The 14,197-nt window shown below is 72.7% G+C and carries 13 protein-coding genes; 8 read left to right on the top strand and 5 right to left on the bottom strand.

Annotation, left to right across the window (positions count from 1 at the left end; all coding sequences use genetic code 11):
- The first annotated feature begins 68 nt into the window (after nt 1–68).
- Together OG335_RS34110 and OG335_RS34105 are read left to right on the top strand one after the other, a co-directional pair.
- Nucleotides 69–764 (top strand): alpha/beta hydrolase, encoded by a 696-nt coding sequence (locus OG335_RS34110; protein WP_405015010.1) that lies wholly within the window; start codon nt 69–71, stop codon nt 762–764.
- 331 nt (nt 765–1,095) lie between these two features.
- Nucleotides 1,096–1,830: a hypothetical protein gene (locus tag OG335_RS34105; protein ID WP_405015009.1), complete on the top strand. Its 735-nt coding sequence runs from the start codon at nt 1,096–1,098 to the stop codon at nt 1,828–1,830.
- Nucleotides 1,831–1,952: 122 nt separating this feature from the next.
- Here the strand turns inward: OG335_RS34105 and OG335_RS34100 are convergent, their stop codons facing one another.
- A complete protein-coding gene (locus OG335_RS34100; protein WP_405015008.1) occupies nt 1,953–2,903 on the bottom strand; it encodes a LysR family transcriptional regulator in 951 nt (316 codons plus the stop codon).
- 107 nt (nt 2,904–3,010) lie between these two features.
- Here OG335_RS34100 and OG335_RS34095 point away from each other — a divergent pair, with 107 nt between their 5' ends.
- Nucleotides 3,011–3,904, top strand: a complete 894-nt coding sequence (locus tag OG335_RS34095) for an NAD(P)H-binding protein (RefSeq protein WP_405015007.1) — start codon at nt 3,011–3,013, stop codon at nt 3,902–3,904.
- Nucleotides 3,905–3,977: 73 nt separating this feature from the next.
- Entirely contained in the window at nt 3,978–4,343 is a 366-nt protein-coding gene (locus tag OG335_RS34090; protein WP_405015006.1) for a darcynin family protein, read from the top strand.
- A 222-nt stretch (nt 4,344–4,565) separates the two neighbouring features.
- Here OG335_RS34090 and OG335_RS34085 read toward each other — a convergent pair whose 3' ends face one another.
- From OG335_RS34085 to OG335_RS34075, 3 genes are all read right to left on the bottom strand, one after another.
- Nucleotides 4,566–5,030 carry a VOC family protein gene (locus OG335_RS34085; protein WP_405015005.1) on the bottom strand — a complete coding sequence of 155 codons (465 nt, stop codon included), beginning with the start codon at nt 5,028–5,030 and terminating at the stop codon, nt 4,566–4,568.
- Between the two features lie 323 nt (nt 5,031–5,353).
- The gene (locus OG335_RS34080) at nt 5,354–6,340 is read right to left on the bottom strand and encodes an aldo/keto reductase (RefSeq protein WP_405015004.1); all 987 of its coding nucleotides are present in this window, start codon (nt 6,338–6,340) and stop codon (nt 5,354–5,356) included.
- Nucleotides 6,341–6,546: 206 nt separating this feature from the next.
- A complete protein-coding gene (locus tag OG335_RS34075; RefSeq protein ID WP_405015003.1) occupies nt 6,547–7,881 on the bottom strand; it encodes a cytochrome P450 in 1,335 nt (444 codons plus the stop codon).
- A gap of 317 nt (nt 7,882–8,198) precedes the next feature.
- On the opposite strand from OG335_RS34075, the gene OG335_RS34070 reads away from it, so the two are divergent.
- The gene (locus tag OG335_RS34070; RefSeq protein WP_405015002.1) at nt 8,199–8,864 is read left to right on the top strand and encodes a DUF4097 family beta strand repeat-containing protein; all 666 of its coding nucleotides are present in this window, start codon (nt 8,199–8,201) and stop codon (nt 8,862–8,864) included.
- 338 nt (nt 8,865–9,202) lie between these two features.
- Here the strand turns inward: OG335_RS34070 and OG335_RS34065 are convergent, their stop codons facing one another.
- On the bottom strand, nt 9,203–10,726 hold the full coding sequence (locus OG335_RS34065) for a hypothetical protein (protein WP_405015001.1): 1,524 nt from the start codon (nt 10,724–10,726) through the stop codon (nt 9,203–9,205).
- 363 nt (nt 10,727–11,089) lie between these two features.
- Here OG335_RS34065 and OG335_RS34060 point away from each other — a divergent pair, with 363 nt between their 5' ends.
- The 3 genes from OG335_RS34060 (at nt 11,090) to OG335_RS34050 (ending at nt 14,148) form a co-directional block, all read left to right on the top strand.
- Nucleotides 11,090–11,773, top strand: coding sequence for a response regulator transcription factor (locus OG335_RS34060; RefSeq protein ID WP_405015000.1), 684 nt, complete (start codon nt 11,090–11,092; stop codon nt 11,771–11,773).
- 11 nt (nt 11,774–11,784) lie between these two features.
- Nucleotides 11,785–12,873, top strand: a complete 1,089-nt coding sequence (locus OG335_RS34055; protein ID WP_405014999.1) for a sensor histidine kinase — start codon at nt 11,785–11,787, stop codon at nt 12,871–12,873.
- A 285-nt stretch (nt 12,874–13,158) separates the two neighbouring features.
- Nucleotides 13,159–14,148: an endonuclease/exonuclease/phosphatase family protein gene (locus tag OG335_RS34050; protein WP_405015620.1), complete on the top strand. Its 990-nt coding sequence runs from the start codon at nt 13,159–13,161 to the stop codon at nt 14,146–14,148.
- Nucleotides 14,149–14,197 lie beyond the last annotated feature (49 nt).

Below are 14,197 nucleotides of genomic sequence, written 5' to 3'. Positions count from 1 at the left end.
TTCTTCACGCAGCGACCGGTACGTCTACCGTTCTCGGTAGCCGATCGGACCGCACCCAGGAGGTCGTGATGAGAGTCGTTTTCGTGCACGGAGCATGCGTCGAGGACGGATCGTGGTGGTGGCACCGGACGGCCGAGCTGCTGACCGAGCGGGGCGTCGCCAGTGCGGCACCCGCCCTGCCGAGCTGCGGCGAGACGGGTGAGCCGACGGGCGCGCACGGCCCGGGGCTGGCGGAGGACGTCGCAGCGGTCCGGGGGGTGCTGACGGCGAGCGACGAGCCGACCGTCGTGGTCGCCCACAGCTACGGCGGCATCGTCACGGCGGAGGCGGCGGCGGGCGTCGAGGCCGTGCGCCATCTGCTGCTCGTGTCCAGCTACCTGCCCGTGATCGGCGAGAGCCTCTCCTCGTTCGGCGGCCGGGAGCCCGCCCCGTTCCTCGACGTCGATCCCGGGGGCGGTACCTTCACCGTCCGGCCGGACGCCCTGGCCGGGACGTTCCTCCAGGACTGTGGTCCGGAGATCCAGCGCCAGGCCATGGACAGGACGGCCCGGCAGAGCCTGGCGGTCCTCGGGCAGCCGGTGCGGGCCGCGGCGTGGCAGCACGTGGCCACCACGTACCTCGTCTGCGCGCAGGACCGGGGCACCCCCGCCGAGCTGCAACGCGAGTTCGCCCGCCGGGCCGACGGCGTCGTGGAACTGGACGCCGGCCACCACCCGTTCCTGTCCCGCCCGGCCGACGTCCGCGACCTCGTACTGAGCCTCTGACGGCGGGTCGGCGCGGAGACACGCCGGATCCGCACGGGAGACCCGTCTCGCCACCCGGGAGTTCGCGCGAAGCCGGATGGCGCGGTGGCCCCCACGGGTCGACGGCATCTCGGACGGACCCCCGGAACCGGGCCGGTCCGGGGGCGCCTCGGCCGTCCGGGGACGGCGGCTCCCCCTCCGACCGCGCCGGGTGCGGGCGTTGCCGTCGGTAGCGGCCGTGAAGTCACGGAGCCGGCGTGGTGCCGAGCGGGCACGGAAGCGTCGGGTCACGAAGACCGGGTGACGCCGGCCATGACACGCTGTGGGCCATCGGGGCAGCTGTGGGGCAGCTGTGGGACCACGGGACACGGGGGAACAACTCATCGCACACCACCGCATACACCGGGCTTTTCTGGCCGCGCTGCTGGGCGCGGCCGTCCTCTCCGGCTCCGGCTGTTCGATCGCGACCGGCGCCGACGGATCCGGCCCGGCCACCACGGCCACCGCAACCGAGCGCCCGCTGCCGGCCGACGCCATCGTCCCGGAGGCCGGCGCCGACCTCTGCACCCTCCTGGGGCCCGTCTTCCTCACCCGGTACGCACCCGGCTACACACTGGACGATCCGCGGCACAACCCGCTCATGAGCCCCGAGTACCGGCTCCTGCGCACCGAACACGGCGGCACCGGCCCGGAACTGACCGCCGGCGGATGCCAGGTCAGCACCGACGACGGCCTGGGCGGCCTCGGGGTCTCCTTCACCCGCGAGCTGCCGGGACCGAACACCGGCATGTCACCGGAGGAGCGCTGCACCCTCGTCGCCAGGACCCGGCACGACCGGGAGGCCGCCGAGGCCGCGTCCCTGGCCCCCGACTTCACCTTCGAGGACATGCCCGTCCTCGGCACCGGAGGCTTCCGCCAACTCGAAACCCGGAACGGGAGGATCACGATGGCCAGGACCCAGGGCTGCCGCGGCGCCGACTGGATCATGCTCTCGGTCGTCCCCGGCCCGCACGACGACACCGGCAAGGCCGCGAACGACGCCGTGGAGGCCCTTCAGGACATCACCCGTCGCCTGGGCGACGCCTGAGGCATGCCGCCGGGCGGGGCTCCGATCGGCGTACGGACACGACGAGCGGGCGCGACGAGCGGGCGCGCCGCAGGACGCTGCCCGGTCAGGAGCCGGAGGGGTGCCGGGCCGTCCCGAGGACCTCACACGGTCGGGCTCCCGGGTGTGCGAAGGGTCCGGCGGATCGCGCTGCGAAGCCAGCGGTGGCCTCGGTCGGCTGCGTGTCGTGGGTGCCAGGCCATGCCGATGGTCAGTGGTGGCAGTGCCAGGGGGATGTCCAGGAGGTGGAGTCCGAGGGCGGTGACGCCGTCGGAGAGGGGCGAGGGTCCGGCGCCGGGAGGTGCGGCGGGGACGAGGCAGACGACGTCGCTGCGGGCTGCGAGGGCCATGGCGGCCAGGTGACCGGGAAGGACGACGCTGACTCGTCGGTGAAGGTTCTGTTCGGCCAGGGCGGTGTCGAGGGGGCCGGTGAACCGGCCGCGGCGGCTGACCGCGACGTGTTCGGCGGCAGCGAGCCGGGCCGCGGTCAGGGGCCCCTCGGTGAGGGGGTGGCCGGGCCGGACGGCCACAACCATGCGCAGGCCGACCAGTTCCTCGACCTGGGTCTCGGGGTCCACGTGGTCGATGGATCCGATCTCCAGGTCGATCCGGCCGTCGCGGAGGGCAGGGCCCGCTTCCAGCTCTTCGGCCCGGATCCGGAACGAGATCCCCGGCGCCTCCTGCCGGGCCAGGTGCAGCAGTCCGGGGGCCAGTGCCGCGCCGACCAGGTCGGCGGCCTGGAGGGTGAAGGTGCCGCGCAGGGTGGCGGGGTCGACGCCGGTGTCGGGGCTGAGGAGTGCCCCGAGGCGGTCCACCACCGCGGCGGCCTCCTCGCGCAGTGCCTGGGCGCGCGGGGTGGGGACCATCGCCTGGCCGGCGCGGACCAGGAGGGGGTCCTGGAGGATGCGGCGCAGTCGGGCGAGGTTGCGGCTCATGGCGGCGGGCGAGGTGTGCAGGCGGGCGGCGGCGCGGGTGACGCTGTGCTCGGCCAGCAGGGCGTTCAGCGCGAGGGCGAGATTGGCGTCGATGACCGGATCCGGGCTGTTCACCAGCATTGTTCCATTTCAGTCAATGATTCCGTGCCGAAGTTCCCATTGTGGCAGCACTGTCGGCCTCAGCAGGATGAGAAGCGTTCCGATCCGGCACCACCTGCGAGGTTTTCATGATCGTCATTACCGGTCCCACCGGGAACATCGGCCGTCACCTGCTCTCCCGGCTCCTGGAGTCCGCCCCCGCCGCGGGCGAGGAACTGCGCGTGATCGTGCGCGATCCGGCCCGGCTTCCGGACGCGGCGCGCGGACGCGTCGAGGTGATCACCGGTTCGCACGGGGACGCCGACGTCGTCGACCGCGCCTTCGAGGGGGCGGACGCCGTCTTCTGGCTCGTCCCCCCGGACGCCTCCCTGACCCCGCACGACGCCTACACCGGTTTCACCCGCCCCGCCGTGAAGGCGCTCGCCGCCCACGGCGTCGGCCACGTCGTCGGCGTCTCCGCGCTCGGCCGCGGCACCCCGATGGCCGACCGTGCCGGCCTCGTCACGGCCTCCCTCGCCATGGACGACCTCATCGCCGACGCCGGTGTCGCGTACCGGGCCCTGGCCAACCCGTCCTTCTTCGAGAACCTCCTGGAGGAGTGCGATTCGATCCGCGAGAACGGCGTCTTCACGGACGTGCTCGACCCCCACCGCAAGGCCCCCTTCGTCGCCGTCGCCGACATCGCGGCCGTCGCCGCCGGTCTGCTGCTGGACCGCTCGTGGACAGGCACCGACGGCGTCCCGGTCCTCGGGCCCGAGGACCTGTCCCCCGACGACCTCGCCCGCATCATGACCGAGCAGCTCGGCCACCCCGTCCGCTACGAACGCCGGCCGCTCGACGAGCTGTACACCACCCTCGTCGGCCACGGCCTCAACGAGGCGTTCGTCCAGGCGATCGTCGACATGAAGCGGGCCAAGGACGAGGGCCTCGACGCCGGCATCACCCGCACCCCGGAGACCGCGTCGCCCACCGGCTTCGAGCACTGGTGCGCCCGGACCCTCGGGCCCGCCGTCCGCTCCTGACAGCCCACCACCCCTCGCCGGACGACCGGATGCCCGGCGCACCAGGACCCACCTACCGTCTTCGGAGACCCCGATGCCCGCTGAGACGACCGAACCGCCGGTCACGGCGTTCATGCTCGTCAAGACCACACCCGAGTGGCTCGCCCTGACCCCCCGGGAACGCGTGGAGGCCTTCACCACCCGGGTCCTCCCCGCGATCAAGGCCGGAACCACCGGCGTCCGCTCGCGCTTCTACGACACGGAGTTCTACTCCGCGCGCGTCACCGACGTCTGGGTGTGGGAGGCGGAAGACCACCGCGCCTACCGGCTCCTCGTCGACGCGCTGCGCGAAACCCCCTTCTGGGACCGCTACTTCGAGGTCGTCGACCTCCTCGTCGGCACCGAGAACGGCTACGCCCGTACCTACGGGCTCGAACCCGTCGCCACCGTCACCACCTGACGCACCGCCCGCCCCGCGCGCGCCCGGCCCGATGTCCCCCGGTCGCAACCGGCCGCTCCGGTCGCCGACGCGTCGTCGACCGGGCTGAAGGGGAGGGGGTTTCACGGCGGGAGGTGACCGGGCGCTTCGGTTCGCGAGTCGAGCGCCGGCCGGCCGCGGAACCGTTCTCGGGCGCCCGTTCTCGGCACCCGTTTTCGGGCCCGCTGCCTCCCGCCGGCCGTCCTACGCGTCGGCCCGGCCCGGCGTGCTGGGAGCGGCGATCTCCCAGATGTGGCCGCCCGGATCCCGGAAGCTCGCCGTGCGAACGCCCCAGGGCCGGTCCACGGGTCCGTTGAGCAGGCCGACGCCCCGCTCGGCCAGGTGTCCGCACACCTCGTCCACGTCCGCGACCCCCAGGGTGAACTGCGCGCGCACGCCCTGGTCCGGGGAGGCCACGGGGGCGGGAGCCACGAGCCCGGGGGCGGAGGTGACCGTCAACAGGTTGACCATGGTCCCGCCGAACAGGAAGACGGCCGAGTTCTCGTCCTCGAAGTGAACCGGGAGTTCGAAGACCTCCCGGTAGAACTCCTTCGCCTTCGCGAGATCCTCCACGAACAGGGTGACGGCTTGGATGGCTCCGGGCCAAGCAACCATGGCGGTGCTTCCTTCCACGACGAGGACGACGGCTTCGGTCTCGCAGATGCTCACACGGACGACTGACATCTCCAGTCGCCAACTCGACCGTTCGCGGCAAGTGTTGACCTCGCCCGCGCCGTGCCGTGCCGTGCCGTGCCGTCCAGCGGCCGCACCGCCGGACGCTCCCGGCGACCGGGCCGCGGGGCCGGGCATGCCGGTGCCCTCGCCTCGTCGGTGCACGCGCCCCTGCTGCCAGGTCCGGGCCAGTCGGCGCCGCGGCAGGACACCGGGCCCGCGGATCGCAAGGTCGCCCCACGGTGCCACGGGCTCCGGGTGCACGCCCGCCGGGAGGCGCGGTGCGGCGGCCCGGCCCGCAGCACCGCTCCCGTGTGGCGTCAGTGCGCGCCGTCGAGCCGGTGGCGCTGTTCCTCCGTCAGTTCCAGGTCGACCGCGGCCAGGCTCTCGTCGAGCTGCGCCACCGAGGACGCTCCGACCAGCGGGACGATCGGCAGCGGGCCGTGCATCTGCCAGGCCAGGACGACCTGGTTCACGGTGGCGTCGGCCTCCCGGGCGACCTCCCGCAGCACGGCGAGCCGGGCGGGGGTGCCGGGGTGGTCGTAGTCCGGCGGGATCGGCTTGTCCGACCGGGTGTAGGCGCCACCGAGGAGCGGCGAGTACGCGACCAGGGTCAGCCCGGGCTCGGCCCGCAGGTAGCCGAGGAGGTCGCCGTTGGCATGGCCGAGGCTGCCCTCGGGGAAGAGCGGCTGCGGGATGTCCGTGCGCGGGCGCAGCAGGCTGTGCTGGTACTGCAGCACCTCGTACCCGGGCAGTCCGGCCGCCGCCGCGACGGCACGCGCCCGTTCGACCCGCCAGGTGGCGTGGTTGCTCGTGCCGAGCAGTCCGACGCTGCCCTCCGCCACCAGTGCCGCGAGGCCCTCGACGGTCTCCTGCACGGGCACGGTCCGGTCCTCGATGTGCGTGTACAGCAGGTCGATCCTGTCCACGCCGAGGCGCTCCCGGCTCTGCTCCGCCGCCGCGCGTATCGCTCGGGCGGACAGGCCCTCGGGGTTGTCGACGTAGCCGGTGCCGGGTGCGAGCGGCCGCGCCCCGAGCTTGGTGGCGATCACGATCTCGTCGCCGATGCCGCGACTGCGCCGCCAGTGGCCGAGCAGTGTCTCGCTCTGCCCGCCCAGTCCGCCGTCGGTCCAGTAGGCGTAGTTGTTCGACGTGTCGATGAACGTGCCGCCGGCCTCGACGTAGCGGTCGAGGACGGCGAAGGAGGTCTTCTCGTCGGTGAGCGTCCCGAACAGCATCGCGCCGAGCGAGAGGACGCTGACCTCACGGCGGGTCGCCGGATCGCTGCCGATGGTGCGGTACTTCACGGTGCTGTGCCTCCGATCTCCGACCCGTGCGGTACGGGCCGAAGTGGATTCTTCGTCCTGGAGTCCACTCCAGGTCAAGCCCCTTTCCGTCCCGCAGGCCGTTCGGGCGGGCCTGCACCACTGCGGCCGGGCCGGTTCGGCGTCAGACCGGTTCGGCGCCAGACTGGCTCGACGTCAGACCGGTTCGGTGTCAGAGCGATTCGGCGTCAGACCGGTTCGGGTGCAGCGGTGATCGTGGCGGGCGTCGGTCCGTCCGGGCGGAGGGTGAAGCCGAACACCGGAGCGGCGGTGCTCCCGTGCAACCGGGGGACGAAGGCGGGCAGCAGGCGGTCGAGGAGGATGCCGGCCTCGCGCTGGGCGAACTGCGCGCCGAGGCAGGCCCGCGGGCCGAGGCCGAGCGGGAAGTACGCGCCCGGGCCGGCCGGGCGTTCTCCGGAGGGAAGGAACCTGCCGGGCCTGAACGCGTCCGGATCCGGCCACAGACCGGGATCCCGGTGGGTCAGGTAGGGGCAGGTCAGGACGGTGCTGCCGGCGGTGATCAGGTGGCCTGCGACGACGTCGTCCTCGGTGGCGTACCTGGGGAGCAGCCACGCGACGGGGTGGAGGCGCATGGTCTCGCCGACCAGTGCCCGGACGGCGGCCGCGCGGTCCGGCGAGTCGGCGGGGCCCGCGTCGAGCGCCCGGGTCCGCTCCCCGGGGTGCCGGTCGAGGAGGCGGTACAGCCAGGTCAGTGTCGTGGCCGTGGTCTCGTACCCGGCGACGAGCAGGGTGACGAGTTCGTCGCGGATCAACCGGTCGGTGTAGGCGGGGTGTTCACGGCCGGCGTCCAGGAGGGTGTGCAGGAGGCCGGGCCCGTCCTCCCCCGGCGGGGTGTGCCGGGCGCGGGCGATGGCGGCGTGGGCGACGTCGTCGATCCGGGCGAGGTCCGCGGTGGCCGCCGGGTCCATCTCCTGACCGGGCAGGGTGGGCAGCGCGGTCAGGATCGACTCACCGGCCTGGAGGGCGCGGTAGGACGTGTCGTCGATCCGGTGCCCGGTCAGGACGCGCCAGATGACGTCCATGGCGTAGCGGCGCATGTCCTCGGCGAGGTCGCGGGGTTCGCCGCTGCGCGCGGCCACCGCCCATGCGTCCGCGACGGCCTGTGCGGCCGCCTCCATGTGGTGTTCGAGGCGGCGGACGCCCTGTCCGGTGAAGTAGGGCTGGAGAAAACGGCGTTGGGCTTTCCACGGCTCGCCGGCGGCCGAGAGCACGCCGTCGCCGAGCAGCGCGCGGGCGCGGTGGGAGCGCTTGACGTACCTGTCCGCGTGCAGGGCGAGGACGTGGTGCACGCCCTCGGGCGCCGTGACCAGCACCGTCGGTACGCCGCCGAGGACGAACCGGCTGACGGGGCCGAGGGTGCGGGCCAGGGTCAGCAGCTCGATCATGTTCCCGCCGCTCGCCTGCCACGTCCGGACGGCGGCCGGGTCCAGTTCGGGCGGTGGGGCGGCGGCACGCGGTCCGCGGGGGACGGGTGCGGTGGAGTCGGGGGCGGCCGTGGCCATGTCGGGTCTCCTGCTCGTCGCGGTCCGGTGCGCTTCGCGGTCACACGCTAGCGGAAGGTGACGGGGCGTCGGATCACGAACGGTCGAGGCCGCCGGGCAGGGGTGCGGTGTTCGGCAGCGGGTGGGGCATAGCGTTCACTCTCAGATCATTGCAACGATCGAACGCCCGACGTTGCATTGAAGTCAAGCTCATTGCAACGAAATTTCGCCGCCCACCTGCACATATACACCACAGGTGCAACGATGACGTTGCCAACATCTTGAATGCAACGTAGCGTTTCTCATGTCAGAAACAGTGAGCGCACAAGGAGAGCACGATGCAGAAGTTCGACACCCCCGCCCCCGTCTCCGCCGTCCTGAACATCCCCGCCGGACGCATCCAGGTCATCGCCGCCGACCGCACGGACACCACCGTCGAGGTCCTCCCCACCAACCCTTCCAAGAACCGCGACGTCCGGGCCGCGGCGCAGACCACCGTCACCTACGCCGACGGCGTCCTGCGCATCCACGCCCCCGAGCCCGGGAACCAGCTCCTCGGCCCCTCCGGATCCCTGGAGGTCACCATCCAGGTGCCCACCGGCTCCCGCGTCGAGGCCACGTCCGCCGCCTCCGAACTCCGCGGCGTCGGCCGCCTCGGTGACATCGCCTTCGAGGGCGCGTACCGCCGGATCAAGATCGACGAAGCCGCGAGCGTCCGCCTCACCGCGATCGACGGCGACGTCGAGATCGGCCGGCTGGGCGGCCCCGCGGAGATCAGCACCACACGCGGCGACATCCGGATCGCCGAAGCCGTGCGCGGCACGGTCGCACTCCGCACCCAGTCCGGAGACATCACCGTCACCGCCGCCACCGGCGTCTCCGCCTCCCTGGACGCCGGCACCGGCCACGGCCGCATCGACAACGCCCTGAAGAACAACGGCACCACCGACCTCGTCATCCGCGCCACCACCTCCCACGGCGACATCACCGCCCGCAGCCTCTGAAAGCGGCGGAACCCGGACCGGCAGGCCGCCCGGTCCCGCCGCGACCGGGCGGGTAGGGGCGGACCGGCGGGGTGTGGAGAGCGTCCTCACGGCGACGCCCGCGGTCGCATGCTCAGGTGCGCGAGGAGTTGCGACGCCCGCCGTCGTCACCGTCCAGCGGGCGGCTCCGGTCGTACGGGCCGTCCCCGTCGGTGCGCCCGCCGACGGGGACGGCCCGGCCTCGTTACGCAGCACGGAAACACCGGGGGACGATCACGGGACGTGGTGATCGATCGGTGCCGGTTTCCCCTGTTTCGCCTGGTCGGGACGGCCGGCTCCGGGACCCGGCCGTCCGGCGGTCAGCGGGAGCCGGGCTTGAACGGCTCCAGGCGTTTGCGCAGCTCGGCGTAGTGCGGTGCCCGGGCCGGGAAGGGATCGGTCGCCGCAGCGCCGATGGTGGTCAGCGCGAGCAGCATCTTCCGGAACTCCTGCTCGGATCCGGGTAGTTGCTTGCCGACCGCGACGGCCGTCTCCACGTCCTTGGCCAGGTACTCGTCGATGGTCTCCAGCGCGGCGCGTTCGGCCACCGGTCCGGCGAGGATGTCCTCGGTGTGAGTGGCCATCTCGGCCCAGCGACCGCTGACGTCGGTCAGCGTCGCGATGAGCAGTTCGGTTGCCAGCTCCGCCCACTGGGCCGGGCTCGCGGCGGTGGCCGGTGCGGCTGCGAAGTGGGCCCGGACCGGGCCGAGAGCCGCCTTCTCCCCCGGGCGGTCGCTGGACACCAGCATGTCGATGATCGTCCTGCGGTTGTCGGTGAACGCCTTGAGCGCCGGGCCGGCGGCCGTCGCCCCCTGGATCAGGGCGTCGACGACGAGGTCGGCCAGCGCCACCACGCCGACGCCCGCAACGGCGTACGGGATCTCCAGCCGACCGGTCGCAGCGTGGTAGACCACCGTCGGCCCGGCGGCGACCGGGACCGGCTCGGCCTCGGCCAGTGCGTTCTTCAGACCGGTCACGTAGGTGTGGATCGCCGTGACCGTGGCCTTGTCGGCGCTGCTCAGACCGGTGAGGAGGACACCGGCGGTCCGGGCGCCGATGACGCCCAGGTGCTGCAGCCCGGCCTCGATCCTCAGCAGCAGGGCGTAGTCCGGCTCGGCCCGCCACGCGGGCTCGGTCGTCGCCCACGTGCTGTGGCGGTAGTCGGCCAGCGCCACGCCCATGCTGTCGTTGCTGCGCAGCCAGGCCCGGTTGAGGAGGATGTCGGCGTGGGCCAACGCCGGCCCCAGGTCGGACACGCCCGCCGCCTTCCACAGGGCCCAGCGCTGGGAGGGGACCCGACCCTGCTTCTGGTAGCGCGCCCATCGCCCCTGGGTCCGCTCCGCGAGGAGGGCGAAGGCCTCGGCGAAGGTGTCGGCGTTGCTCTCCATGAGCGTGGCCGGCAGGTATCCCCAGGCCCAGCCGTCGCGGTAGGCGTAGTCCTTGACCGGGTGGACCGAGACCTCGAACAGGGCGTGGGACAGCTCGTGCACCAGGGTGATCGCGCGGGTGGTGAGCGATCTGCCGCCCGGGCCGACCAGGCTCGGCCGCAACTCCAGGTGCTGCACCGTGGGGTTCGCGCCCCGGGTGACGACGGTGTTCGCGGCCATGGCCGCGGGCAGGTCCTCGTTCACCACCACGAGCTCGGCCTTCACCAGCTCGTCCAGGCGGGCACCGAGCCGCTGGAAGCGCGCGTGGAAGAGCGTGTAGTCCGGGGGCGCGCCCGGACCGCTCAGAACGGTCGTCGACTCCAGCTCGGCCTTGGTGCCCCGGGCGAGGATCACCTCGATCTCGCTCCTCAGCTGCGCCAGGATCCCGTACTCGGCGGGGGTGAGTTCTCGGCTCAAGGTGGTACCTCTGCAATCGGTGCGTCGACATCGTCCGGGGGGAGCGTGGCGTACGCCGATGCACAGCGGATAAACGGGGAGGCACCGCCGGTGCCGCCTGGTCCGGGTGGGGTCCGCGCACGGCGACGGCCGGCGGCGTTCCCGAGAAGGCGGTCTGGATCCTGGTGCGGGAGGGACGGGCACGGGAGGGACGGGCACGGGAGGGACGGGCGCGGGACGGACGGATGCGGGACGGACGGGTGCCGGTGACCCGTGACGGAGGCCGGGACCTGGCCCGCGATGTCGACAGGACGGCGGGCGGCGGACCGGTCGGGTCGGAGTTTCGATACGCCGACGATAGGTGCCGACTCGTAGCCTCGGAGCATGCGCGTGCTGATCGTCGAGGACGAACCCTTCATGGCGGAAGCCATCCGCGACGGCCTGCGACGGGAAGCGATCGCCGCCGACATCGCGGGTGACGGCCATGCCGCGCTGGAGCTGCTGAGCGTCAACGCCTACGACATCGCCGTCCTCGACCGGGACATCCCCGGACCCACCGGCGACGAGATCGCCGGAAGCATCGTCGCCTCCGGCAGCGGGCTGCCGATCCTCATGCTCACCGCTGCCGACCGCCTCGACGACAAGGCCACCGGGTTCGGACTCGGCGCGGACGACTACCTCACGAAGCCGTTCGACCTCCGGGAGCTCGTGCTCAGACTCAGGGCACTCGACCGCAGGCGCGCGCACCACAGGCCTCCCGTGCGGGAGATCGCGGGTCTGCGGCTGGACCCGTTCCGCCGGGAGGTCCACCGCGACGGCCACCCCGTCGCGCTGACCAGGAAGCAGTTCGCCGTGCTCGACGTCCTCGTCGCCGCCGAAGGCGGTGTCGTCAGCGCCGAGGAACTCCTGGAGCGCGTATGGGACGAGAACGCCGACCCGTTCACCAACGCCGTGCGCATCACGGTCTCGGCGCTGCGCAGACGGCTCGGCGAACCCTGGATCATCGCCACCGTGCCCGGCGCCGGGTACCGCATCGACACCCGACCGGACACCGGACGGCAAGCGTGAGGGACGAGGGTGTGGAGAGGGCGCCGGGGCTGAGCGTTCGCATCAAGCTCACCCTCAGTTACGCCGGATTCCTCGTGCTGGCCGGTGTGCTGCTGCTCGCGGCGGGCTGGGTGTCCGTGCTGCGTTTCATGCCCGAGGTGGGAAGCAGCCCCGCGGGGACGCTGGACCGCTCCGACTTCCTGCGCATCTTCACGTCGGCCGCAAGCGCGGTGCTGGTCTTCCTGCTGCTCTTCGGGCTCCTGGGCGGATGGATTCTCGCCGGCCGCATGCTCGCCCCGCTGACCCGCATCACGGAGGCCACTCGTGTGGCCGCGGACGGATCGCTCTCCCACCGGATCCGGCTGCCGGGTCGAAGGGACGAGTTCCGCGAACTCGCCGACGCCTTCGACGTCATGCTCGACCGGTTCGAAGCGCACGTCGCCGAGCAGCGGAGATTCGCAGCCAACGCCTCGCACGAACTGCGCACCCCGCTGGCGATCTCGAAGGCGCTGCTCGACGTCGCCCGCAGCGATCCGTCACGGGACCTCGGCGAAACCATCGACCGCCTGCACACCGTCAACGCCCGGGCGATCGACCTCACCGAGGCGCTGCTCGTGCTCGGCCGCGCCGGCCGGAGGTCCTTCACCCGGGAGCCTGTCGACCTGTCCCTGCTGGTGGACGAGGCCGTCGAGACACTGCTCCCGCTCGCCGAACAGCGCGGTGTCGCCATCGAGACCTCCGGTGACATCGCCCCGGCCTTCGGGTCGCAGGCGCTCCTGCTGCAGATGACGACGAACCTGGTGCACAACGCCATCGTGCACAACCTGCCCGGCGGGGGCACCGTCTGGATCGACACCGGCCCCCACGCCGGGACGGTGGTGCTCACGGTCGAGAACAGCGGCGAGAAGCTGTCCCCGTCCCTGGTCACGACACTCACCGAACCGTTTCGGCGCGGCACCGAACGCATCCGCACCGACCACCCGGGCGTCGGTCTCGGCCTGGCCATCGTCAAGAGCATCACCCAGGTGCACGACGGATCCCTCACCATCACCCCGCGCCCCGCGGGCGGACTCCGCGTCTCCGTTCACCTGCCCACCCCACCGGCGCCGACCGTGACCTAGCCGGGTCCGCATGCCGGATGTCACCGACGTCGTGTGCGGCCGCACGACCGGATCGGCCGAGCCCCTCCCACGCCGCCGCACAGCCCACGAAGACGAGCCCTACCAAGGCTCCACAGTTCAGGAATTCGATCAGTGAGTGAAACACGACAGACCGTTGCGGATGCGCGACAGCAGACCGAAGCCGGGGAGCACGCCGGCACCACGGACACGGCGGAGACCGGACAGGGCGGCGCCGGCCGCCGGAACAACGGCTCCGGTGCCTGGCGCGCGAGCCTCCGGCGGACGATCCGCACCGGCTCCCGGCCGGAACCCTGGAAGCGCGGCCCGGTGCTCGCGGTGCTGGCCCTGCTGCCGGGCCTGCTCATGCTGCTGCACGCGCAGATCCCGGACATCGGGGGCCTCGGCAGTCTCGTGGAGACCTTCCTGCCGTGGTTCGGCCTGCCCGTCCCGGTGCTCGCGGCGCTGGCTCTGCGGCGCCGCTCCGCCTCCGCGGTGGTCGCGCTGCTGCTGCCGGTCACGACGTGGCTGACGCTCTTCGGAGGCGTGCTCGGCGACAAGTCCCACCCGGGCGGCGACCTCACCGTGGTCAGCCACAACGTCGGCGCGGACAACTCCGACCCGGCGGGCACCGCCCGCGACCTCGCCGCGTCCGGGGCGGACGTGCTGGCCCTGGAGGAGATCACTCCGCAGGCCGGGACCACCTACGAGAAGGAGCTGGCGACGGCGTACCCGTACCACACGGCGCGGGGCACGGTCGGGCTGTGGAGCAAGCTGCCGCTGTCGGACACCCGCACGGTCGACGTCGCGATGCAGGGCATGGCCGGGCCGCTGGCCGAGCACATGTCGGCCGAGGAGAAGGCGCCCACGCCCCGCGCGCTGCGCGCCACGGTGGCCACGGACCAGGGGCCGCTGGCGGTGTACGTGGCCCACCTGGGCTCCGTGCGGGTGATGCCCAGGGGAGGCTTCTCGACCGACCAGCGCGACCGGGGCGCGCAGGCACTCGGCAGGGCCCTCGCCGCCGAGCGGAGCGAGCGGGTGGTCCTGCTCGGCGACCTGAACGGCACGTTGGACGACCGCGCGTTCGCCGACGTCACCTCGCAGCTGCACTCGGCCCAGGACACCGCCGGGAGCGGCTTCGGCTTCAGCTGGCCGGCGACGTTCCCGGTGGCACGGATCGACCAGGTCCTCGTCCGCGGTGTGAAGGCGGAGAGCTCGTGGGTGCTGCCCGCCACCGGCAGCGACCACCTGCCGGTGGCGGCCGGAATCAGCTGGTGACCACCGGGCAAGGACTCCCCCGGTGCCGGTCACGGGCTGTCGGCACCCG

The sequence above is a fragment of the Kitasatospora sp. NBC_01539 genome (genome assembly GCF_045040525.1).
Lineage (GTDB): Bacteria > Actinomycetota > Actinomycetes > Streptomycetales > Streptomycetaceae > Kitasatospora.
The sequence above is the reverse complement of the archived record's forward strand: the minus strand, read 5'-3'. Positions and strand labels throughout refer to the sequence as shown.